This is a genomic window from Kribbella sp. NPDC006257 (assembly GCF_040613535.1).
In the GTDB taxonomy this organism is placed as follows: domain Bacteria; phylum Actinomycetota; class Actinomycetes; order Propionibacteriales; family Kribbellaceae; genus Kribbella.
In genome coordinates this window covers 161,079-182,609 of the sequence record NZ_JBEXSJ010000004.1, presented here as the reverse complement: position 1 = coordinate 182,609, position 21,531 = coordinate 161,079, and the positions used below count along the sequence as shown (strand labels likewise).

General features: G+C 67.7%; 26 protein-coding genes. 12 read left to right on the top strand and 14 right to left on the bottom strand.

The annotated features are described in order from the left end of the window. Positions 1 to 42: 42 nt before the first annotated feature. Positions 43 to 1,341: an FAD-binding oxidoreductase gene (locus tag ABZ004_RS07000; RefSeq protein ID WP_355678841.1), complete on the top strand. Its 1,299-nt coding sequence runs from the start codon at positions 43 to 45 to the stop codon at positions 1,339 to 1,341. Here the strand turns inward: ABZ004_RS07000 and ABZ004_RS06995 are convergent. The 5 genes from ABZ004_RS06995 to ABZ004_RS06975 all read right to left on the bottom strand — a co-directional run bounded on the left by ABZ004_RS06995 (position 1,338) and on the right by ABZ004_RS06975 (position 5,110). Further along, positions 1,338 to 1,733 carry a RidA family protein gene (locus ABZ004_RS06995; protein ID WP_355678840.1) on the bottom strand — a complete coding sequence of 132 codons (396 nt, stop codon included), beginning with the start codon at positions 1,731 to 1,733 and terminating at the stop codon, positions 1,338 to 1,340. The genes ABZ004_RS07000 and ABZ004_RS06995 overlap by 4 nt on opposite strands. A 31-nt stretch (positions 1,734 to 1,764) precedes the next feature. Beyond that, positions 1,765 to 2,580, bottom strand: coding sequence for an alpha/beta hydrolase (locus tag ABZ004_RS06990; protein ID WP_355678839.1), 816 nt, complete (start codon positions 2,578 to 2,580; stop codon positions 1,765 to 1,767). Further along, on the bottom strand, positions 2,577 to 3,440 hold the full coding sequence (locus ABZ004_RS06985; protein WP_355678838.1) for an alpha/beta hydrolase: 864 nt from the start codon (positions 3,438 to 3,440) through the stop codon (positions 2,577 to 2,579). Before ABZ004_RS06985 ends, ABZ004_RS06990 begins: the two co-directional genes overlap by 4 nt. Before the next feature lie 133 nt (positions 3,441 to 3,573). Next, positions 3,574 to 4,176, bottom strand: a complete 603-nt coding sequence (locus ABZ004_RS06980) for a hypothetical protein (RefSeq protein WP_355678837.1) — start codon at positions 4,174 to 4,176, stop codon at positions 3,574 to 3,576. Between the two features lie 34 nt (positions 4,177 to 4,210). Then, the gene (locus ABZ004_RS06975) at positions 4,211 to 5,110 is read right to left on the bottom strand and encodes a LysR family transcriptional regulator (RefSeq protein ID WP_355678836.1); all 900 of its coding nucleotides are present in this window, start codon (positions 5,108 to 5,110) and stop codon (positions 4,211 to 4,213) included. A gap of 82 nt (positions 5,111 to 5,192) precedes the next feature. On the opposite strand from ABZ004_RS06975, the gene ABZ004_RS06970 reads away from it, so the two are divergent. Together ABZ004_RS06970 and ABZ004_RS06965 are read left to right on the top strand one after the other, a co-directional pair. Further along, a complete protein-coding gene (locus tag ABZ004_RS06970) occupies positions 5,193 to 6,422 on the top strand; it encodes an MFS transporter (RefSeq protein ID WP_355678835.1) in 1,230 nt (409 codons plus the stop codon). A 10-nt stretch (positions 6,423 to 6,432) separates the two neighbouring features. Continuing rightward, on the top strand, positions 6,433 to 7,143 hold the full coding sequence (locus tag ABZ004_RS06965; RefSeq protein ID WP_355678834.1) for a dienelactone hydrolase family protein: 711 nt from the start codon (positions 6,433 to 6,435) through the stop codon (positions 7,141 to 7,143). Here ABZ004_RS06965 and ABZ004_RS06960 read toward each other — a convergent pair. Beyond that, a complete protein-coding gene (locus ABZ004_RS06960) occupies positions 7,140 to 8,084 on the bottom strand; it encodes an AraC family transcriptional regulator (protein ID WP_355678833.1) in 945 nt (314 codons plus the stop codon). The genes ABZ004_RS06965 and ABZ004_RS06960 overlap by 4 nt on opposite strands. A gap of 94 nt (positions 8,085 to 8,178) precedes the next feature. On the opposite strand from ABZ004_RS06960, the gene ABZ004_RS06955 reads away from it, so the two are divergent. The 4 genes from ABZ004_RS06955 to ABZ004_RS06940 all read left to right on the top strand — a co-directional run bounded on the left by ABZ004_RS06955 (position 8,179) and on the right by ABZ004_RS06940 (position 11,176). After that, entirely contained in the window at positions 8,179 to 9,027 is an 849-nt protein-coding gene (locus tag ABZ004_RS06955; protein WP_355678832.1) for an NAD(P)H-binding protein, read from the top strand. Continuing rightward, a complete protein-coding gene (locus ABZ004_RS06950) occupies positions 9,024 to 9,608 on the top strand; it encodes an anthrone oxygenase family protein (RefSeq protein ID WP_355678831.1) in 585 nt (194 codons plus the stop codon). The genes ABZ004_RS06955 and ABZ004_RS06950 overlap by 4 nt, the downstream gene beginning before the upstream one ends. Positions 9,609 to 9,725: 117 nt before the next feature. After that, positions 9,726 to 10,574: an alpha/beta hydrolase gene (locus tag ABZ004_RS06945; RefSeq protein ID WP_355678830.1), complete on the top strand. Its 849-nt coding sequence runs from the start codon at positions 9,726 to 9,728 to the stop codon at positions 10,572 to 10,574. A gap of 170 nt (positions 10,575 to 10,744) precedes the next feature. Then, positions 10,745 to 11,176: an SRPBCC family protein gene (locus ABZ004_RS06940; protein WP_355678829.1), complete on the top strand. Its 432-nt coding sequence runs from the start codon at positions 10,745 to 10,747 to the stop codon at positions 11,174 to 11,176. Positions 11,177 to 11,198: 22 nt separating this feature from the next. On the opposite strand, the gene ABZ004_RS06935 is transcribed toward ABZ004_RS06940, so the two are convergent. Beyond that, positions 11,199 to 12,011 (bottom strand): ABC transporter permease, encoded by an 813-nt coding sequence (locus ABZ004_RS06935; RefSeq protein ID WP_355678828.1) that lies wholly within the window; start codon positions 12,009 to 12,011, stop codon positions 11,199 to 11,201. Continuing rightward, positions 12,008 to 12,982: an ATP-binding cassette domain-containing protein gene (locus tag ABZ004_RS06930; RefSeq protein WP_355678827.1), complete on the bottom strand. Its 975-nt coding sequence runs from the start codon at positions 12,980 to 12,982 to the stop codon at positions 12,008 to 12,010. Before ABZ004_RS06930 ends, ABZ004_RS06935 begins: the two co-directional genes overlap by 4 nt. Before the next feature lie 87 nt (positions 12,983 to 13,069). On the opposite strand from ABZ004_RS06930, the gene ABZ004_RS06925 reads away from it, so the two are divergent. Next, entirely contained in the window at positions 13,070 to 14,026 is a 957-nt protein-coding gene (locus ABZ004_RS06925) for a WYL domain-containing protein (RefSeq protein WP_355678826.1), read from the top strand. A 43-nt stretch (positions 14,027 to 14,069) separates the two neighbouring features. After that, on the top strand, positions 14,070 to 14,573 hold the full coding sequence (locus ABZ004_RS06920) for a VOC family protein (protein WP_355678825.1): 504 nt from the start codon (positions 14,070 to 14,072) through the stop codon (positions 14,571 to 14,573). A gap of 9 nt (positions 14,574 to 14,582) precedes the next feature. Here ABZ004_RS06920 and ABZ004_RS06915 read toward each other — a convergent pair whose 3' ends face one another. From ABZ004_RS06915 to ABZ004_RS06905, 3 genes are all read right to left on the bottom strand, one after another. Then, the gene (locus ABZ004_RS06915; protein ID WP_355678824.1) at positions 14,583 to 15,269 is read right to left on the bottom strand and encodes a 2OG-Fe(II) oxygenase; all 687 of its coding nucleotides are present in this window, start codon (positions 15,267 to 15,269) and stop codon (positions 14,583 to 14,585) included. Positions 15,270 to 15,294: 25 nt separating this feature from the next. Further along, positions 15,295 to 16,125, bottom strand: a complete 831-nt coding sequence (locus tag ABZ004_RS06910; RefSeq protein WP_355678823.1) for a UbiA family prenyltransferase — start codon at positions 16,123 to 16,125, stop codon at positions 15,295 to 15,297. Between the two features lie 163 nt (positions 16,126 to 16,288). Further along, positions 16,289 to 17,158 (bottom strand): virginiamycin B lyase, encoded by an 870-nt coding sequence (locus ABZ004_RS06905; protein WP_355678822.1) that lies wholly within the window; start codon positions 17,156 to 17,158, stop codon positions 16,289 to 16,291. A 48-nt stretch (positions 17,159 to 17,206) separates the two neighbouring features. On the opposite strand from ABZ004_RS06905, the gene ABZ004_RS06900 reads away from it, so the two are divergent. The 3 genes from ABZ004_RS06900 to ABZ004_RS06890 all read left to right on the top strand — a co-directional run bounded on the left by ABZ004_RS06900 (position 17,207) and on the right by ABZ004_RS06890 (position 19,327). Next, positions 17,207 to 17,812: a TetR/AcrR family transcriptional regulator C-terminal ligand-binding domain-containing protein gene (locus tag ABZ004_RS06900; RefSeq protein WP_355678821.1), complete on the top strand. Its 606-nt coding sequence runs from the start codon at positions 17,207 to 17,209 to the stop codon at positions 17,810 to 17,812. Between the two features lie 66 nt (positions 17,813 to 17,878). Next, a complete protein-coding gene (locus tag ABZ004_RS06895; protein ID WP_355678820.1) occupies positions 17,879 to 18,700 on the top strand; it encodes a phosphotransferase in 822 nt (273 codons plus the stop codon). 54 nt (positions 18,701 to 18,754) lie between these two features. Beyond that, positions 18,755 to 19,327, top strand: coding sequence for an SDR family NAD(P)-dependent oxidoreductase (locus tag ABZ004_RS06890; protein WP_355678819.1), 573 nt, complete (start codon positions 18,755 to 18,757; stop codon positions 19,325 to 19,327). A gap of 112 nt (positions 19,328 to 19,439) precedes the next feature. Here ABZ004_RS06890 and ABZ004_RS06885 read toward each other — a convergent pair whose 3' ends face one another. The 3 genes from ABZ004_RS06885 to ABZ004_RS06875 are packed head-to-tail and all read right to left on the bottom strand — an operon-like array spanning position 19,440 to position 21,483. Then, positions 19,440 to 19,937: a hypothetical protein gene (locus ABZ004_RS06885; RefSeq protein ID WP_355678818.1), complete on the bottom strand. Its 498-nt coding sequence runs from the start codon at positions 19,935 to 19,937 to the stop codon at positions 19,440 to 19,442. Next, on the bottom strand, positions 19,934 to 20,443 hold the full coding sequence (locus ABZ004_RS06880; RefSeq protein WP_355678817.1) for a SigE family RNA polymerase sigma factor: 510 nt from the start codon (positions 20,441 to 20,443) through the stop codon (positions 19,934 to 19,936). Before ABZ004_RS06880 ends, ABZ004_RS06885 begins: the two co-directional genes overlap by 4 nt. A 56-nt stretch (positions 20,444 to 20,499) precedes the next feature. Continuing rightward, entirely contained in the window at positions 20,500 to 21,483 is a 984-nt protein-coding gene (locus ABZ004_RS06875; RefSeq protein WP_355678987.1) for a LacI family DNA-binding transcriptional regulator, read from the bottom strand. Between the last annotated feature and the right edge of the window lie 48 nt (positions 21,484 to 21,531).

The following is a 21,531-nucleotide window of genomic DNA, read 5'->3' as shown; positions in this document are numbered from 1 at the left end:
TTAGGACAAGATGAGTCCGGAAGGACCTCTAGCGTCGGTCCTATGATTACCGAACTGAGCAGCATCGACGGACTGGTCTGGACCAAGGACTCGGCCGGATATGACGAGGCGCGGCTGGGATTCCAGCGCCTCGACCCGCATCAGCCGGCGTACGTCGTGGGCGCCGCGAGCGCTCAGGACATCCAGCAAGTGGTGCGCTTCGCGAGCAAGAACCGACTCAAGCTCGCGGTCAAGGCGAAGGGGCACGGCCACCTGAATCGGCTCGACGGCGGCGTCCTGATCACCACCGACCGGCTGACCGGCGTCACCGTCGACGCCGACGAGAAGACCGCGGTGATCGAGGCGGGCGCAACCTGGGCGCAGGTCATCGAAGCCGCCGCGCCTCACGGGCTCGCCCCGTTGTCCGGCAGCTTCCCGAATCTCGGTGCCGTCCCGTACATCCTCGGCGGCGGTCTCGGCCTGATGGCGCGACAGTACGGCTACGCGGCCGATCACGTCCGCCGGATCGAGGTCGTCAGTCCCGATGGGGTACTACGGCCCGCCGAGCACGACCCCGATCTCTTCTGGGCCTTGCGCGGCGGCATCGGCAATTTCGGCATCGTCACCCGCGTCGAGGTGGACCTGTTCCCGGTCAAGACCCTCTACGGCGGAAGCCTGTACTACGACCTCACGGCGTACCCGGATGCGCTCGAGACCTGGCGCGACTGGACCCGCACGGTCCCCGACACCATCACGTCGGCAGTCGCACTACTGAGGTTCCCCGACTTCCCGCAGGTCCCTGCGCCCCTGCGCGGCAAGCACGTCGCTCAACTTCAGCTCAGCAGCCTGGCCGACGACGGTGAGGAACTCATCCGCCCACTGAGGGAGATCGGCGAGCCGCTGGTCGACACCGTCGGCGAGCTGCCTTACACGGAGTCGGCCAAGATCTTCGCCGAGCCCGATCATCCCGGTTCTTTCAGTACTCGCAACATCCTGCTGAGCGAGCTCGACCCGAAGGCGCTGGACACCGTGCGGGCCGAGACGCAGTGCATCATCGGCATCCGGCACCTCGGCGGAGCGCTCGCCAAAGCACCAGAGGTGCCGAACGCGCTGGGTCACCGCGACGCGCAGTACTCCGTGACTGTGCTGTCCATCAGTGAGAAGGACGAGAGCAAGCGGCAGCGCCAGGTCCTCGAACCGTTCGCCGACCAGACGATCGGCCGGCTGCTCAACTTCAGCAGCGCGCCCCTCGACGAGGCCGAACTCCGCGCAGCCTTCGACGACGGCGACTACGACCGCCTGAAGAAACTCCGCGCCAACTACGACGCAGAAGGTCTACTGCAGCCCAACCATCCGTTCTAGAGCGCGGCGGTGACGTCGACCTCGACGAGTTGGCCCGGGAAGCCGAGCTGGGCGACGCCGAGCAGCGTGCTCGCAGTACTGAATGCGGGCGCGAGCGGCGACTCGGTCAACCGGGCCCACACCGCGCTGAGGTCCTCCCGCACCGGGCTGACCACATAGATGACAGTCCGTACGACGTCCTCCGGGCGCGCGCCGACGGACTCCAGCGCGACGAGGATGTTCCGGACCACCTGGTCGGTCTGCCCCAGGAACCCGCCGGAAGCCAGCTCGCCGGCCTCGTCCAACGGACACTGCCCGGCCAGGAACACCAGGTGTGCCGCCTCGACCTTCGTCACATGGTGATACCCGGGAGTCGCATGCAGCCCGGCCGGATTGGTTCGCTCGATCGCCACCCCCCGAGCCAACGACATCCACGCACGACCGTCAACCGGATATCAGCTCGGCCAGCCGGTGCGGTTGGTCGAGCGGGATCAGGGTGTAGCTGTCCTCGACCTCGACCAGCTTGCCCTGGGGGAGAAGCTCGGCGAGCCGCCGTCCATGCGCGGGCGGCATCACGCGATCATCAGCAGCCCAGACCACGAGCGCCGGCCGATCGAAACTGGGCAGCTGCTCGGCTGCTTTGATCAGGAGCTCCCTGTCGGCGAAGGCTGTTCGTAGTACGCGTACTACGTCTCGCCGGATCGCCGCGTCGCCAAGTACGGGCTGCAACCAGCGCGCGGTCGCAGCGTCGCCTCGTTTGGTGAGCCAACCGAAGGTGATCGGCAGTCGGCGCATCGGGCGGAGCCGGAGTTGCTGCAGGAAGAGACCGAGCATCCGCGGCGAGAGCTTGCCGACCAGCGCGAGCGTCTTCCCGGTGAGTCCCGGCGGCAGGTTGTCGAACGCCTCGCAGGAGACGAGCACGATTCGGCCGATGCGATCACACGAAAGCATCAGCTGGACGATTGCTCCGCCGGTGTCGTTGCCCACCAGCGTGACGTCCGTCAGCTCCAGGCGTTCGAGGAACTCCTCGACCAGCCGCGCGACGCCGGGCAACGAAAGGTCGGCAGCGGGCGACGTCGCCCGCCGATGTGCACCGAGCGGAAGAGTCGGTACTACGCAGCGATGGCCGGCCGAGAGTTCCGCGACCGGGCCGGCCCAGAGCGACGAGTCCATCATCAACCCGTGCAGCAGGACGATCGTCGGCCCCGACCCGACGTCGTCGTACTCGATCGTTCCGGCCGACAACTCGATCTCGTTCACGCTCGTTGGCCGGCGGTGGACAGGACGTGGGTGCGGAGGAAGGCGAGTTCGGCTTCGACCACGACCTCGTGTTGTTCGAGGAACGGCGCGTAGTGACCGCCGGGGACGCGAACGAGTTCGCCACGGGGTGCGCGACCGGCCGCGGCGATCGAGGGTGCCGCGAGCGCCGATTGGTCGTCGTCGGCAACGACCACGAGCAGCGGCACCTTGACCTGCGGCGCATGACGACCGGCTCGGTAGAGGGTGATCCTCAGCGCGGACCGGGCGGCCACGAACTGCAGCCAGTCCGGGTACTTGTTGCCCGGGTTCAACGCCTCGTTGGTCCGCTGCGCATCCGGTGTCGTGAGTAGCGCGACCGTGCCAGGCTCGGCGACGAGCGGGACCAGTCGTGGCGGCCTGCCGATGAGACTCCCCACCGCGTCGAGGATCGCCCGGCCGGCGAAGTGCAGCATGGTCAACGGCTTCTGATAGCTCGCCGCGTTCCGGGCAGCGGCCGGCCCGTCGGCGTTCGGGGTCTGGGCGATCGCGGCCGCGAGCTGTGGATTCCGCGCCGCGACCGGGAAGATGTAGCCGCCCGACAACGAGAACGCCCAGATCGCGATCTTTCCCGGATCCACCTCGGGCAGCGTTCCGGCGTACTCGATCGCCGCCTGCCAGTCAGCGAGTTGCTCCCCGACGCGTGCCACCTGCCGCGGTTCGCCGCCGCTCTCGCCGAGATGCCGGTAGTCGAAGGCGAGCACCGAGAACCCCGCCTGGTGGAACCGCCGCGCGAACGCATCGGTCCCCGGCTCCTTCGTCACGGCGAACCCACCCGCCATGATCACGCACCCACCGTTGCTCCCCGGATAGTGCCAGGCCACGCACTCCACGTCCCCGCTCCGAAACCGCACCCGCTCCATGGCAACGCCCTTCCCCTCGAGTCCCTTGGAGAAAGTGAACCACCTGGTTCGCAAACTGTCCATGCCTGTATGTCGAACAGCTGCACACAACTCCTTAAGCGGACTCTTCGGCAGTCAGCGCGCGATCCAGTGCCGCGAAGCCGGCCTCGATTCCGGCCGCGTCGCCGCTGGTTCGCCACTCGACCAGGAAGCCACGCAGTACGCCGAGGATCAGCTCCGCGACCTCGTGTTTGCGCTGCGCATCCCAGTCGGCCGGGCAGATCGAGAGCAGGAAGGGCAGGTACTGCTTCGACGCCTCCCGAGCCAGTTGCGCATACCGACCCGAGTCGTACATCGCCAGACCGATCGCCTGGTCGAGCACCCAGGCCTCCTCGCCGATCAGCACCGGCCACATCGCCCGGACCCGACCGGCCAGCGTGAGGTCGGCCGACGCCGCAGCCGCCATACTTCGGTCGATCCGGCGGGTGCGAAGTCGCAGTACGGCCTGGGTGAGCAGGTCCTCGGGACCGTCGAAGTAGTAGAGCAGCACCTTGTGCGTAGTACCGGCTGCGCGCGCAGCCCGACGCAGCGAGAAGTCGACCAGCCCGTTGACGCCGAGCTCATCGGAAACCTTCTCGAGCAGCTCGAGCCGCCGCGCTTCCCCCCGCGCCGACCCAGCCGACCGCCGATACCCAGCCCGCCCCGCAGTCCCATCCACCGCGCCAGTATCCCGGGCCGGCAGCCGATCTGGGCTAGAAGAGGGCGCCGGGGCGGATCGAGTCTGCCATCAGGTCGAGCAGGGCGGTTACCGCTCTGCTCGGTCGCTTGCCGGTCAACGTGATCGCCGACAACGTCCAGGTCAGGTCCACGTCGGTGAGCCGTAGCCGGGCCACGCCAGGTTGTTTGCCGATATCGATCGCCGGTACGACGGCCACTCCCAATCCGGCGCGGACGTAGTCCGGCACGGTGGTCAGATCAGGGACCTCCACCTGCACCCGGCGAGGGATCCCCGCGTTGTCGAAGGCGCGATCGACCGTGATCCGGTTACCGAAGCCGCGCAGCATGTCGACGAACCGTTCACCGGACAGTTCCCGCAGCTCGACCTCTTCGCGACCGGCCAGCGGATGGGCGGCCGGTACGAGCACCTCGAAGGGCACCGCCGCCAGTTCCCGGACCTCGAAACCGGTCAGCTCGGCGGCGCTCAGGCCGATCAGGGAAAGATCGAGCCGGCCGTGCCGGACGTCCTCGGCCAGCCCGCTGGAGCCGGTCGGCGACGTGGTCACCTGGACCTCTACCAGCGGATACCGCTGGTAGAAGGCGCCGAGCAGCCCGGCCAGATCGATCATCCCGATTCTGGTCATCGTCCCGATCCGGATGCTGCCGCGGAGCCCGGTCGATGCTTCCTCGACCACCGCCCGAGCGCGATCCAGGGCCTCCAGAGCAGCCTTTGCCTCCGGCAACAATGCCTCCCCGGAAGTCGACAACGTCACCTGCCGGGTGGATCGGTCGAACAGGGTCGTCTTCAGATCCGTCTCCAGGGCCCGGATCGCGGCCGAGACGGTCGACTGCACCGTGAACAGCCGCTGCGCAGCCCGGGTGAAGCTGAGTTCCTCGGCTACCGCGACGAAGTACTCCAGCTGACGTGAGTCCACAAGGGCAATTATCGCCAGGCTCGATAAGTGAGTGCAAGAAGATTCGTTGGACTCGATAGATCAATCGGGTCACCCTGAAGACATGACAACTCTGACCGACCGGCCACGCCACCAGGTCGGCTCGCGCGTGCGGTTCGCCCATGGCACCGGCTTCTGGGTGATCGCCGCAGCCTTCTTGATCACGATGGCCTTCTCGACCGTTCCCACTCCGCTCTACGCGATCTACCAACGCCGGGACGGCTTCCCGACCTTCCTGATCACGGTCATCTTCGCGACCTACGCGGTCGGCGTGATGGCGAGCCTCTACCTGGCCGGCCACGTCAGCGACTGGCTCGGGCGCCGGCGGGTCGCGCTGCTCGCCGTACTGGCTGAGGCTGTGTCGGCCGCGATCTTCCTGCTCTGGCAAGACGTGCCGGGTCTGTTGCTGGCTCGCTTCATCTCAGGGGTCGGCGTCGGTGCGCTGACCGCGACCGCGACGGCGCACATCTCCGAGCTGCGGCAGATCGCCCGGCCGGAGCAGGACCCGAGCCGGTCGGCGTTGATCTCGTCGATGGTGAACCTCGGTGGGCTCGCGTTCGGTCCGCTCGTCGGCGGCATCCTCGCGCAGTACGTGTCGGCGCCGCTCGAGCGTCCCTACGAGGTGTTCCTGGTGCTGCTGCTCCTCAGCGCGATCGGGATCGCCCTCGTCCCCGAGACCGTCGAGCGGCTGGAGGAGCGTCCGGCGTACCGGCCGCAGAAGGTAGCCCTGCCGAGTGCCGCGAAGCCGCAGTTCTTCGCGACCGCCGCGGGCGCGTTCGCCGCCTTCGCGATCTTCGGACTCTTCACCTCGCTCGCGCCGACCTTCCTGGCCGGCACCTTGCATCACACGTCGCGGCTGCTGGCCGGTGTGGTGACGTTCGCCGTCTTCGTCGCGGGCGCGCTCAGTCAGGTCGTCTTCGTGCAACTGAGCCGGCAGCGCCAGTTGCAGCTCGGCCTCGTGCTCATGTCCGCAGGCCTGGTCGGTGTCGCGATCGGTGGCTTGGCGCCGAGCCTGTGGCTGTTCGTGGCGGGCGGAGTCGTCGCCGGCGCCGGCGTCGGACTGGTCTTCCGCGGTGCGGTCGCGACTGCAGCCTCACTGGCCGACGCCGGCTCGCGTGGAGAGGTGCTCGCTGCTCTGTTCCTGATCGCGTACGCCGGACTCGCGGTCCCCGTCCTCTCCATCGGTATCGCGATCGCGTTCCTCCCGGACCAGATCGCGCTGCTGCTCTTCTCGGCGATCATCCTGGTGATGGTGAACATCGCCGGCGTACGGATGCTGAAGGCGCAGCGATAACCTCGCGGGCATGAGCATCGAAACATCGACTGTTTCCGTTGGGGATCTCAGCGCTTACCTGGCCCGCCCGGCCTCGGCCGGTGCCGGGCCAGGTCTGTTGCTGCTGCCGATGATCACCGGGATCGGTGAGCAGATCAGGGCGTGGGCGGACGAGCTGGCGGGGCGGGGGATCACCGCGCTGGTCTGGGATCCGTTCAAGGGCCGTAGCACGGACAACTCCACCCGCGACGAACTGGCCGAGTTGATGAGCGGGTTCGACGACGACGCCCTGCTGGCCGAGCAGGTTGCGCTGCTCGATCACCTGCTGGGCGAACTCGGCTGCTCGAAGGCCGGCGTGATCGGCTGGTGCCTCGGCGGGCGGTTCGCTTTGTTGCTGGCAGCAAGGGATCACCGGCTCGCGAGCGTCACGGCGTACCACCCGACCACGCCGTCGGAGCTGCGGCCGCACCACACGTACGACGCAATCGCGGAAGCCGCCGCGATCACCGCACCGGTGTTGGTGGTCTACCCGGGCAGCGATGCCGCGGTCCCGGTCGCCGACTTCGAGGCACTGCAGACTTCCTTGCAGGGAAGGGCGACCGGCGCGACCATCACCCAGTTCTACCCGGGCGCCGAGCACGGCTTCACCGACAGCTCCCGTCAGGACAAGCAGGTCAACGCCGACGCTTACAAACTCTCCTGGCCCACAGGTCTCTCGTTTATCGAGGCGACCATCCGCTAGGCAGACTGCAGCGCCGTACGCCGGTGCGCGGTCGGGCTCGTGCCGCGGACTCGTTTGAAGGCGACCGACAGGGCGAAGGCGTTCGCGTAGCCGACCCGGCGCGCGATCGCCTCGACCGTGTCGGTCGTCTCGCGCAACATGTCCGCGGCGAGCGCGATCCGCCAGCCGGTGAGGTACGCCATCGGCGCCTCACCCACCAGCGCAGTGAATCGCCGCGCCAGACTCGCCCGCGACACCCCCGTGCGGTTGGCGAGCTCGACAACACTCCACGGGTACGCCGGGTCTTCGTGCAGCAACCGGAGCGCCATCCCGACGACCGGGTCGCTCTGCGCCTGGTACCACCCCGGCGCGTGCGACTCCGGCCGGGCGAACCACGCGCGCAACGTAGTGATCAGCGCCAGATCGAGCCACCGATCCAGCACGCTCTGCTGCCCCGGCTCGTCGCGCTGGATCTCGCCCAGCACCATCGCCATCACATGCCCGGCGACGTCGCCGGCCGGTACGACGAGCACCGACGGCAGGGCGGTCAGGAGGCGCCGGCTGACGTCCCCCTCCAGCTGATAGGTGCCGCTGACAACCATCGCCTCACCCCCGAGCCGGCCGCCATACGTCCGTACGCCGAGTCGCGCGCTGTAGTCGATAGGTGCCCCGGGCAACGGTTCGCAGATGCCGCCCGGATGGATCCGCAGTTGCGGCTGGGTCTCGGTCGAGTCGCCGACGACGTACGGCTCGGGACCGTTGAAGATCGCGACGTCACCTTCCTCCATCCGGACCGGCTCGATCCCGTCCCGGACCACCCAGGCGGAACCGCGGACCAGAGTCGCGAGCGCCAGCTGCGCCTCGTCGCGGATCTCGAGTGCCCAGGGGGTGTCCATGATCGTCAGGTTGAATACCCCGCCGCGCGCGCGGGTGCCGGCCAGCAGGTCGTCGAGCACATCCATGCTGCTGAGCCTACCTCGGGTCGTGAGACGTTCGGACATGGAATTGCGCCGGACAACCATGGTTTGTCTCACTCGGACGCGATGAACTGACGTCATGACAACGACACAGCCCATCCTCATCCTCGGCGGCCAAGGCAAGACCGGACGCCGCGTCGCAGCCCACCTCACCGCCCGCCAGCTCCCGGTCCGGCTCGCCTCACGTTCGGCCGAGCAGCCCTTCGACTGGTACGACGAGAGCACGTGGCCGGCGACCGCGGCCGGTATCGACACGGCGTACCTGGCTCCGCCGGTCGGTCCGACGGGGATGACCCAGGCCGGCCGATTCATCCAGCAAGCAGCCGCCGAAGGTCTTCGCCGAGTAGTGATGCTGTCCGGCCGCGGCGTCGGCAGCCCGGGCCGCGACTTCGCGGTCTACGAGAGCAACCTCGAACTGGAGCACACGGTCAAGGACAGCGGCGTCGATTTGACCATCGTCCAGTCTTCCTGGTTCGCCCAGGGTTTCAGTGAGGACTTCTTCCTCGACTACGTGCTGGCCGGCGAGCTCCGGTTGTCGGCCGGCGAAGGCGGCGAGGCCTGGATCGACCTGGACGATGTCGGCGAGGTGATGACCGCCGTGCTGCTCGATGACCGGCACATCGGCCAGACCTACGTGCTGTCCGGTCCGCGCGTTCTGACTCTCCCTGAGATCGCGGCAGAACTCAGTACGGCGATCGGCCGGCCGGTCAACTACGTCGATCTCGAGCCGGAGGAGCACGTCGCGGAACTGGTCGCGTACGGCGTACCGGCAGAGGACGCCGAAGCGGTTCGCGATCTGTTCGCCGTGATCCGCAACCACCGGTCCGAGTACGTCTCCGACGGGGTCCAGCAGGTCCTCGGCCGGGCTCCCCGCGATTTCCGTGACTACGCGCGCACCGCCGCGCAGACAGGAGTGTGGTCCGCATGAACCTCACCAAGATCCTCACCCTCGCCGCCCTCGTCGGCACCGCACTGATCGGTGGCGTCTGCTTCTGCTTCGGTACGGCGATCATGGGCTCGCTGCAGCGGATGCCGGCCGGACAGGGCGCCACCGCGATGAATCTGATCAACGCACGGATCCAGAACCCGCTGTTTCTGCTGATCTTCATGGGCACTGCGCTGATCTGCGTGGCGCTCGGGATCGTCGCGCTCGTCAAGGACTCGCCCGGCAAGTGGTGGCTGGTCGCCGGTGCCGCGCTCTACTTCGTCGGCGTGATCGTGGTCAGCTTCGCGGTCAACATCCCGCTGAACGAGAAGCTCGCGGCGATCGACCCGAACTCGGCGGCCGGCGCGGCCGAGTGGACGAAGTACCTGTCCAACTGGAACCCGGCCAACAACATCCGCACCCTCACCGCCGCCCTAGCCGTCCTCGCCTTCGGCCTAGGCCTGGCCTCCGGCACCACCTCAACCCGTCAGTCCGCCCCCACCCAGCAACCCCAAATGCAGTTGCCTAACCCGGGGTGGCAGGCGCCGCAGCAAGTTGCGCCCCGGCCCCAGTCCTGGCAGTAGCCGCCGATGTCTCACCCAGTTGCCAGGCCGCCTCCGACGCGGCCTGGCAACGTCGCAGTCCACAGAGATTCCACATCCACCCTGGATATGGTCGGCGCTCGGACTGAGGAGGGGCGAATGGAACAACTGCTACCGGTCAACGGTGTCGAACTCTGTGTCGAGACCTTCGGCGCGAAGACCGACCCGGCGATCCTGCTGATCCACGGTGGCTCGGCCTCGATGGACTTCTGGGAGACCGCGTTCTGCGAACACCTGGCGGCCGCGGGACGCTTCGTCATCCGGTACGACCATCGCGACACCGGCCGCTCGGTGAGTTACGAGCCCGGCAAACCGCAGTACACGTCGGCTGATCTGCAGTCCGACCCGATCGGCATCCTCGACGCGCTCGGCATCGATCGCGCCCACCTCGTCGGCCTGTCGATGGGCGGCGGTATCGCCCAGACCATCACCGTCGACCACCCCGAACGCGTCGCCTCCGCGACCTTCATCTCCACCAGCCCGATCGCCACCGCGGAGCCGATCGAGTACCCGCCGATGGCCGAACGCCTGCAGGAAGCCTTCGGCACCGAACAGCCACCCACCGACTGGTCCGACCCCGAGGCCGCCGTCGACGCCTTCATCCGCGACGAACGCCTGTACGCCGGAACGTTCCCGTACGACGAACCGGCCCGCCGCGAACTCATCGCCGCGATGATCGCCCGCACCACCAACGTCGAGTCCGCCATGACCAACCACTGGATCCTCGAAGACGGCGAGGAAAAGGACCGCAGCCTCGCCGACATCGCCGTACCGGTCCTGGTCATGCACGGCTCCGAAGACCCCATGTTCCACCCAGCCCACGGCGAGGCCCTCGCCCGCGAGATCCCCAACGCCCGCTTCGTCCTCCTCGAAGGCGCCGGCCACGAACTCCCCCACCAGACCTGGGACACCGCAATCCCCGAAATCATCACCATCACCACCCCCTGAGCCAGCGGGTGGGCCGACGGACATGAGGTATCGGTGTCGGAGGTCGGGATACACGCTCAGGGTGGTTCGAGTGAGGGGCGGTGTGGGGGATACCTCATGTCCGTCGGTACGCCGGGCGGAGCGGGCCGTCGGTGCATAGGTTTTGTTGAACCGGTCGGTAGCGTGACGGGGTGATCACCATTGAACGTGTTGTCACCGTGAGCAAGCCCGTAGAGACCGTGTTCGGGTACCTGTCCGACTTCGAGAACACCGTCGAGTGGGATCCGGGGACGGTGGCGACGGTGAAGGTGGAAGGTGATGGTGGCGTCGGCACGAAGTACAAGAACACGTCGTCGTTCGCCGGTCGCGAGACGGAGCTCGAGTACGTCGTACAGCAGCTCGAGCCGGGCCGGATCTTCCAGCTGCGCGGTGAGAACAAGACGGTGACCGCTCTCGACACGATGACGTTCGCCGAGACCGCGGATGGCACGCAGGTCACCTACCGGGCCGAGTTCGAGTTCAAGGGCGTCACCCGGCTGATCGAGTCGCTGTTCCGCGGCCAGTTCAAAAAGCTTGGCGACGAGGCCGAAGTCGGCCTCGCCGCCGCACTCGACAAGCTTTAGAATCGAATGCAGTCAAGGGAAACTAATCAGCCGAGCGAAGAATCGTCCGTACGCCGACCGCGAGCCCGGCCGCGGCGGTGAGAATCGCGGCGAGCCAACCCCAGAGCGCCGCCATCGAGCCGACGTCACCGGCGAACAGCGCCCGCTCCGCGTCGACCAGATAGGACAGCGGGTTGAACTTCGACGCCACCTGCATCCAGCCCGGCCCGGTCTCCAGCGGCAGCAGCATCCCGGACAGGATCATCAACGGGAACAGGAAGGTCTGCTGCACCACCCAGAACATCCAGTCCTGCTTGCGTACCGCGATCGCCAGCGCATAGCTGAACGCACCCAGCCCGATCCCGAAGACGGCCAGCAACGCCAGCCCGACCACCGCACCGGCGACATGCAGGTCGAACCCGAACGGCGTCATCACCGCGATCACGATCAGCGCCTGCCCGAACAGCGGCACCATCTCCTTCAACGCCCGCCCGATCAGCAGCGACGACCGGGACAGCGGCGTCACCATCATCCGTTCGTGCGCCCCGGTCTGGAACTCCGACAGCAGGTTCGCCCCGGTCGTCGAGGTCCCGAACAGCATCGTCATCACCAGGATCGACGGCACGAACCATTGCCAGACGCCGTCCCCGAACGACGCGCCCATCGAGCCCCGCAGCAGCGGCCCGAACAGGCCGAGGAAGATCAGCGGCTGGATCATGCCGAACAGCAAGGAGAACGGATCCCGCAGTACGGGCTTGAGCTCGCGTGCCATCACGATCCGGATGTCGCGCAGGAGATTCCGGTCCGCGGGGCCTTGAGCCTGGACAGAGACGGTATGGATCGTGAGGGTGCTCATGCTGCTGCCTTTCCGTTGGTGCCGGTCTCGCGCAGGCTGCGGCCGGTGAGGTTGAGGAACACGTCGTCGAGAGTCGGCCGATGCACCTGCGCAGCAGCCACCGGTACGCCGAGTTGGTGTGCACCACCGAGGAGTTCGGGCAACGCGGCCGGCCCGTCCGTCACGCGAACCGTGAGCTGGTCGCCGTCGGTTGCGACCTCCCGCGCGCCGGGCAACCGGCCGGCCAACCGGCGTACGGCGGACTGGTTGCTAGGGGCAATTGTCAGGATCAGCTGATCACCGGCCAAGGAAGCCTTCAGCGCATCGGCGGTGTCGTCGGCGATCACCTCGCCGTGGTCGACCACGACGACCCGCTCGGCCATCGAGTCGGCCTCGTCGAGGTAGTGCGTGGTGAGCACGATCGTCATCTCGTACTGCGTCCGCATCCGCAGGATGTGATCCCACAGATTCGCCCGGTTCTGTGGATCGAGCCCGGTCGACGGCTCGTCCAGGAACAGCAGCTTCGGCGCATGCACCAGGCCCATCGCGACATCGAGTCGCCGGCGCTGACCGCCGGACAGGTCGGACACCTTGCGCCGGGCGAGATCCTTCAGCTCGAGCGATTCGAGCAGCTCCTCCGCGCGAAGTTTCGCCGAGCGCCGGTCGAGTCCGTAGATCACGCCCTGCCCGGCCAGCTCGTCGCAGACGCGCTGCGAGTGGCCGGCTCCGTTGCCCTGACCGACGTAGCCGATCTGCCGGCGAACCTGGCTCGGCTGCGCGACGACGTCGTACCCGGCGACCTTCGCAGTACCGGAGGTCGGGGCGATCAGAGTGGTGAGCATCCGCAAAGTGGTGGTCTTGCCGGCGCCGTTCGGGCCGAGGACGGCGACCAGCTCGCCGGGTTCGACGGTCAGGCTGATGCCGCGGACGGCGTGCACGGTTTCGGTCCGGCTCACCTCGAAGTCCTTGGTGAGCTCTCGGGTGCTGATCACGATGTCTCCTTGGTCGGGGGCTCTTGAGGACGACATTTCCAGCAGTAGAGGACAGGTTCTGGCCGTTACTCATGGCAATCTGAAGTCATGTCCGAAACCTCGGCTCGACTTCTCTCGCTGCTGTCCCTGCTCCAGGCGCGCCGCGACTGGCCGGGCGGGCTGCTGGCCGAACGGCTGGAAGTCAGCCCGCGCACGGTTCGTCGCGATGTCGACCGGCTGCGCGACCTCGGCTATCCGGTCCGTGCGACCAAGGGCCCGGACGGCGGCTACCGCCTCGACGCAGGGGCGGATCTTCCACCGCTGCTCTTCGACGACGACCAGGCGATCGCGGTCGCCGTCGCTCTCCAGACCGCAACCACGACAGTGACCGGCATCGAGGAAGGTGCGCTGAGAGCGCTCGCCACGGTTCGCCAGGTGATGCCGGCCCGCCTGCGCCAACGGGTGGATGCGCTGCAGGTGACGACGGTCGACAAGTATGCCGACTCACGGCGTACGAAAGTGGACTCGGAACACCTCATAGCGATCGGTACTGCGTTACGCGCGCACGAGGTTCTCCGCTTCGACTATGCATCGCCCGGAGTCACCGAGTGGGTTCCGCCGCGGAAGGTGGAACCGCATCACCTCGTGACGTGGGGCGGCCGGTGGTACCTGGTCGCGTGGGACCTGGACCGCGACGACTGGCGGACTTTCCGGGTCGACCGGATGCTGCCGAAGACCCCGACCGGGCCGCGCTTCACGCCACGTGAGTTGCCCGCGCCGGACGTCTCGACGTACATCGCAAGCAAGTTCACCGGCAAGAACCAGTGGCCGTGCCGCGGCGAGGCGATCCTGCAGGCGAAGGCGGCCGACATCGCCCAGTGGGCCGGCCGCGACGCGATCGTCGAGGAGATCACCGAGACCAGCTGCCGCCTCATCCTCAACGGCTGGTCGTGGACCGGGCTGGCCGCGACCTTCGGCATGTTCGAGGCCGAACTGGAGTTCGTCGGCCCGGCCGAGCTGAAGAACGCCGCCGCCCAGTTGGCGATCCGCTACGCGAATTCTTGAGTAGAGGCCAGAACCTGGCCGCTACTCCCGCGAGACTGAGGGCATGACGAATCCAGGTGGCAAGGGAACTGTGACTCCGTATGTGGCCGTGCGTGGTGCGGCTGATTGGCTGAAGTTCGTGGAGCAGGTGTTCGAGACGAAGCCTCCGTTCGTAGTACAGAACGAGGACGGCACGATCGGGCACGCGGAGATCACCATCGGCGACTCGGTCGTGATGGCCTTCGACGCGCAGCCGGACTGGCCGGACCTGCCGAGCCTGCTGAGTGTGTACGTCGACGACGCCGACGCGGCCGTCGCGCGCGCGGTCGAGGCGGGGGCGACGATCGTCACCGAGCTCACGACCTCGAAGATCGTCGGCGACCGCGGTGCCCGGATCAAGGATCCGGCCGGGAACATCTGGTGGCTGATGCATCACGTGTACGACGTGGACCCGGCGACCCTGCCGGCCTTGTTCGCCGATCCGGAGGAAGCCGCCAAGATGGCCACCTTGCAGGAGTCGTTCGCGGCCGAGATGCGGTCCCGGAATAAAGCCTTTCGAACGTGGTGAACTTCAGGCTCAGGCGGCGTCGTGGAAAACCAGGCCGAGCGTATGCCGGATACCGGAGCGCACCGTGCTGACCCCGTGCCGGACCGGCGCTGCCGACCAGCCGCGCGCGGATTCCACCGGCCGATCCCTGGTCGTGAAGATCAACCCTTGTCCCTGCGGCAGCGTCGTCACCGTCCCGCGCGACTGCGCCCTGGGCCGCTGCTCCACCAGCAGGAACTCCCCGCCTTCATGATCGACACCCGGCTTGTCCAGGCCGATCACCACTTGCAGCGGGAAGACCAGGTCGCCGTACAGATCGCGATGGAGAGCGTTCCAATCGCCGGCCTCGTATCTGAGCAGGATCGGCGTCGGCCGGTTCTGGCCGGCGCGATGACAGTCGTCGAGCCATTCGGCGAGGGTGTCCGGCCAGGGTGCGGGCCGGCCAAGCTTGTCGGCCCACTCGCGCGCGATCGGCAGCAGGTGGGGATAGAAGGCCTCACGGAGTTCGGTGACGAGGCCGGGGAGCGGGTGGTCGAAGTACCGGTACTGCCCGGAGCCGAACCGGTAGCGCTGCATGTCGATCGTCGCCCGGAACCGCTGCACTTCGTCGTACAGGCCGGAGACCTCGCGGCATTGCGCCTCGGTGAGCAGCGGCGGCGTCAGTGCGCATCCGGCCTCGTCGAGTTCTGCCGTCAGCTGCTTCCAGTCGAAGTCCATGGTGATGGAACGTGATGGGGCGCCTTCATGTGAGGAAACCGACGTAGGTGAGGGCGAAGGCGGCACAAGGGCAGAGGAAGAGGAAGGAGACGGTGATGACGCCCTTGAAGGTCTGACCGGGCCCGATGTAGCGCCGGTACGCCGCGATCAGCACGGGGACCATCACGATCTCCAGGACGAGCATGCTGCGCGGGATCACCAGGTCAGCCGCCGCCAGTACTACGGACAGCGCTGCCGCCGCGATCCAGGCAGCGAACCCCAGCCGGTACGTCGTACTCGCGCCGAGGCGGACCGCGATCGTGCTGTACCCGGCGGCTCGATCGGCCTCCAGGTCGGCCAGCGTCGTCGGGAGATAGAGGCCGATGGCAACCAATGTTCCCTGGAGTGCCATCAGCCAAGGGAATCCGTGCAGGTCCTTCGTGACGGCTGCCCATCCTGCGAGTGGGCCGAAGGCGCCTAGGGCAAGGGAATTCACGGCGACGTCGAAGCCTGCGCGGGTCTTGAGTCTTATGGGCGGGACGCTGTAGGCGTAGCCGAGGACGACGGCGAGCAGGACGCCGAGCGCGAAGACCGGCCCGACGGCGAGACCTGCTGTCAGGGAGGCGATTCCGGCGATCGCCGCGATCCAATTGGCGGCGCGGACCGAGACGCGGCCGTCGAGGAGCGGGGACTTCGACTTGCGAGGGTTCAGCAGGTCGCCCGGGAGGTCATGCGCGTCGTTGATTGCCAGCACCGACAACCACAGCAACGGACCCATCACCAAGGCGCCGAGTGCGAGTCGGGGCCAATCCGCCGGCGCTGGCACCAGTCGATGCGTAGCCAGCAGAACCCCAACGTAATAGGGCAAAACCGACACCGCCCAAAACGCCGGCCGCCCCACCGCGAGAACATCCCGCGCACGACTACGAAGTACTGAATTGTTCTGTAGTCCCACCACTGTGGTCACATCACCACAGTGCTCCTGCGTCGACTCCTCGCGCCTCCCTCCCCGGAGTGAGTCGCCTCACTCCGGGGAGTTGTCAGACGTGAATGTGAGCAAGGGAACCCGATTCGAGCGCGACCCACACCGACCCGTCCGCCCCGACCGCAAGCCCGTGCGGCTCGGTCCCTGCACCGAACACCACCTCGTCCAGTACCTCACCCTCCGCATCCATCCGCAGCGCGGATCCCGAACCCCACAAGGTGATCCAGCAGCCGCCGTCATCGAGCGCGACCACCGCGTGCGGCTTCGAGGAACGATCCGGCAACGGGTACATCCGGATCTTCCCCTCGGACGTGATCCGCCCGACCTGACCAGCCATGATCTCCACGAACCACAACCCGTCCGGTCCCGCGCTGATCCCGACCGGTCCGGCGCCTTCGGTCGGCAGCGGATAGGTCGTCACCGCGCCACGAACCGTCATCCGGCCGATCGCGTTCCCCTGGTTGAGTGCGAACCAGAGCTCGCCTCCGGCGCTCGTGATCATCGCCGGGAACCCACCCGCCGTACCGATCGGGAACAGCGAGATCTCACCGTCGACCGTGATCCGGCCGACCTGGTCCACATTCATCAACGTGAACCACAAGGCCCCGTCCGGTCCGGCGTAGATTCCGTACGGCGCGCCGACCGCCTCGAACTCACTCACCGTCCCGTCACCCGTGATCCGCCCGATCCGATCGTCCCCGTTCCGCGTGAACCACACCCCACCGTCCGGTCCTGCCACAATCACCATCGGCCTACTCCCCTCACCCCCTGCCTCAAACCGCTCAACTGCCCCGCTCCCGGGGTTGAGGCGGGTGACGGCTCCGGCGTGCACCAGGGTCGTCCACACGTCGTCGCCGGCCAGCGTCACGCCGTACGGGCCCTCGCCCGGCGTGCCGACCCTGACCTCGGTCCAGTTCGTAGACATGCACCACGCTCCCTGTTAATGCGACGGCTGTTGCATTAAGATCGTGCCATGAGCACAGCCGACGACGCAACCCGCACTTCCCGCCCCGGCGGCCGAACGGCGCGCGTCCGGGCCGACGTACTCGCCGCCGTCCAGCACGAACTCGCCGCGACCGGCTACGACAACCTCACGATCGAGGCCGTCGCCACCACGTCCGGCGTCCACCGCACGACGATCTACCGTCGCTGGGGCAGCGTCGCCGGCCTGCTGGTCGACCTGCTCGCATCCGGCGCCGACGACAGTTGGGAGCCGGCCGATAGGGGTTCGCTCGAAGCCGACCTGATCCGCCTCAACCGCGAGGTCCGCGATTCCCTCGCGCAGCACCCGTCCCTCACCGGCGCCGTCATCGCTGCGTCCTTCCGTACGCCGGAAGCCGCCGAAGCGCTCACCGCCTTCTGGCAGGACCGGTACGAGCGCAGTGCGATCGTCGTCCGTCGAGCGATCGATCGCAGCGAAGTCCCACCGGAGACCGACGCCCAGCGCGTCCTGATGGCGTCGACCTCGCCGGTCTACCACCAACTCGTCCTGCTCCGGCAACCGATGCCTAGGGCAACAGCTGATCGCGCGGCCAAGGACGCCGCCGCAGCCGCCCGCGCGGGTGTCTACGTTCGCTGATAAACGGGCGGCGCATTCTTGGTGATCTTGTTACGGTGCCGGAGTCCGCCGGAGAGAGGGAGACCCTTGCAAGCGTCAGAGGCTCAGCGTGCCATCACTGCGGCGACCTTCACCGCCTCGTCGCTCGGTCTGACCGCCGACGAGGCGATCGTCCTGCAGGACTCGAACCGGCTCACGCTGCGCCTGCTCCCGTGCGACGTCCTGGCTCAGGTCTCGCCGGCGACCCGGGCCCCGCAGTTCGAGATCGACCTCACCCAGCACCTCCTCGAGGCAGGAGCTCCGGTCGCCGCACTCGACCCCCGGGTGGAGCCCCGCGTCTACGAACGGGACGACTTCCGCATCACGCTGTGGACGTACTACGAACCGCTCGCCGCCGAGATTCCCCCGGCCGACTACGCCGATGCGCTCGCCCGATTGCATGCCGGCATGCGCAAAGTGGACTACCCGACGCCACACTTCACCGATCGAGTCGATGAGGCTCAGAAGGTCGTGGCCGACCGCAACATCAGCCCGACGCTCTCCGAGGCGGACCGCGAATACCTCGGCAACGCGTTGCGAGACCTGCGCCGGGTGGTCACCGAACGCGGCGCCGCCGACCAGCTGCTGCATGGCGAACCGCACCCGGGCAACCTGCTGAACGCGAAGGACGGTCCGCTGTTCATCGACCTCGAGACGTGCTGCCGCGGACCGGTCGAGTTCGACCTCGCGCATGCGCCGGATGAGGTCGCCAAGTATTACCCAGGTGTCGACGAGGATTTCCTCCGCGAATGCCGGATCCTCATGACGGCAATCGTCACTGCGTGGCGCTGGGACCGCAGCGATCAGCTGCCCGACGGCCGCCGGCTCGGCGTGGAGTGGCTCGGCAAGCTGAGAGAACAGCACCCCTAGTGTTCTGAGAGTCGGAGGTCGTTGCTCCGAACACCAGTTTTCCAGGAGGCTCAAGTGTCCGGTCGTCTTGCCGATGAGGTCGTACTGGTCACTGGAGCCGCTCGCGGCATCGGAGGTGCGGTCGCCGCCAAAGCCGCCGAAGAAGGTGCCGCCGTCGCGCTGCTCGACGTACTGGCCGACGAACTCGCCGCCACCACGGCAGCCCTCGAACAGACGGGTGCGCGGGTCGCGGCCGCAGTCGGCGACATCACCGACGAACACGCCGTACGCCGGTCCGTCGATCTCCTGGTCGCCGAACTCGGTCCTGTCACCGTGCTGGTCAACAACGCCGGCCGGAACGCGTACGCCGACGCCACCGCGATGACGGTCGCCGAATGGGACAGCGTCTTCGACGTCGACCTCAAGGGCGCCTGGCTGATGGCGCGCCAGGTGTTGCCGTCGATGATCGCGCACCGGCACGGCTCGATCGTCAACATCGCCTCGATCCACTCCCAGCTCACCACCGCCGGGATGTTCCCGTACGCCGCGGCGAAGTCCGGCCTGGTCGGAATGACCCGCAGCCTCGCCCTCGACGTCGCCCGGCACGACATCCGGGTGCCTACGTCACCGGCGCCAACTGGTCCGTAGACGGCGGCCTAGGAATCCGCTACGCGTAGGGCGGGGCCGTCACGCCGGCCCGAGCCGCTGTGCGTCGGGCGTCGGACGGATTCGTCAGCGGAAGGCTCGGGCACTCCGGGCGTCAGCGGCCGGGTGTCTGGGGTGGTACCGGCGGGGTGCTGGGCGTTTGCGTCGGGTACGTCGGGGGAGTCGTGGGTGATCCCGGTGTGTGGGGTGACTCCGGGGGCGTGGCGGTGGTTCCTGGGGTTCGGGTTGGCGGCCCGGGAGGCGTGTTCGGCGTACCGGGAGGGGTTTGGGTCGGTGTTGCCGGCGGCACGTTCGGAGTGGCCGGCAGGCTCGGGGTTTGCGTCGGGGTGCTCGGTGGCGCGTTGACCGTGGGTGGGTTGGCCGGCGGCGGGGTGGGGCCGCCGTGGGTGGTGGCGGCAACCGCGGTGATCGTCGCGCCGGTGGCGACGACCGCGAACACCGCCGCGGAGACCAGCTTGAGCGTGGTAGAGCGACGCAGGCGCCGTTCGCCTCCTTGTAGTACGGCGTCCAGCGGCAGCTCACGCGGAGCATCGCCCTCGTGGCGCCGGAAGATCGATCGCATCTGTTCCTCGAGTTCCTTCTCGTCGGTCATCGGACAACCCCTTGCAGCTCGAACTCCGTCGTACGCCGGATCGCCTTGAGCGCCGCCGACGTGTGCGCCTTGACCGTTCCCTCGGCGCAGCCCATCACCGCCGCCATCTCGGTCACACTCAGGTCGTCGGCGAACCGGAGGATCAGCACCATCCGCTGGCGTTTCGGTAACCGGCTCAGCGCCCGGGCCAGATCGACCCGGTCGTCCGCCGCCTCGTCGGCCGTCGCCACGACACCGGCGGCCGGGTCGTCACTCGGCCGTTCCCGGCGGCGCCACATCCGTCTGGTCTCGCTCAGATAGACGTTGACGATCGCCTTGCGGACATAGGCGTCCGGACTGTCCGCCGCCGCGACCTTCGGCCAGACCACGTACAGCTTCTCCAGGCTCTGCTGGACGAGATCCTCGGCGAACTGCCGATCGTTGCAGAGGAGGTACGCCATCCGCAGCCAATGGCGCTGCCGGGCGACGACGAACTCGGCGAAGCTCTCCCGCGATCTGTGGGGCATACCGACATAGACGCTCCGAGCGCGCCATTCGGTTTAGTGCCGGCGATCCGTTGCTGTCAGCAACCGCACGAGTTGCGGTGAACCAGGGTCGGATCGAGCCGGATGCGGCGCGCGGGCTGGTCCGGGTCGTCGATGCGCGAGGTGATCAACTCGAGCGCCTTGGCGGCGAGCTCCTGGTGCGGTTGCGCGATCGTGGTCAGCCGTGGCTCGCAGAGATCGGCCCAGGCGAAGTCGTCGAACGCGACCAGCGCGATATCCGCCGGCACCGACAGCCCGGCATCCCGCAAGGCGCGCATCGCCCCGATCGTCATCTTGTTATTCGCCACGATCAACGCGGTCGGCGGATCCGGCATCTCCAGCAGCTGAGCGGTCGCCCCGCGAGCCGGCTCCGCGTCCGACGAACCGCCGCGCAACAGCGCATCGTCGTACGGGAGCTCGGCCCGCTCGAGTCCGAGCCGGTACCCGGCGACGCGTTCCAGCGTGGTCGCCAGTCCGGCCAGCCCGCTGACCATCGCGATCCGGGTGTGACCGCGACTGGCCAGGTGCTCGACCAGATGCGAGGTCGCCTCGACGTTCTCCGTCCCGACCTCGTCCAGATCCGACCCGATCAACCGGTCGACCAGCACCACCGGGACCTGCCGCATCCGCAGGTACTCCAGCGTCCGGCCCGGATCCGGCGACGCGGCCAGGATGATCCCGTCCGCCCGTCGCTCGTGCAGATCCCGGGCGACCTTGAATTCGCGCTCCGGGTCGTCGCGGGTATCGCCGATCAGGATCGAGTACCCGTACCGCTCGGCTTCGGCCTGTAGATAGTGGGCCAGCTCGCCGAAGTACGGATTGGAGATCGACGACAAGGCCAGCCCGATGGTGTCCGTCTTCGACATCACCAGCGACCGCGCGACGGTATTCGGCACGTACCCGGTCTCCCGGACTGCGGTGAGCACGGCTTCCCTGGTATCCGGCGCCACGAACCGGGTCTCGTTCAGCACATGGGAAACCGTCGTCACCGAAACCCGAGCCCGCCGCGCCACATCCGCCATCTTCACCACCAACCCATTCTCACCCGCCTCCCTATACTCCGGCTGGCA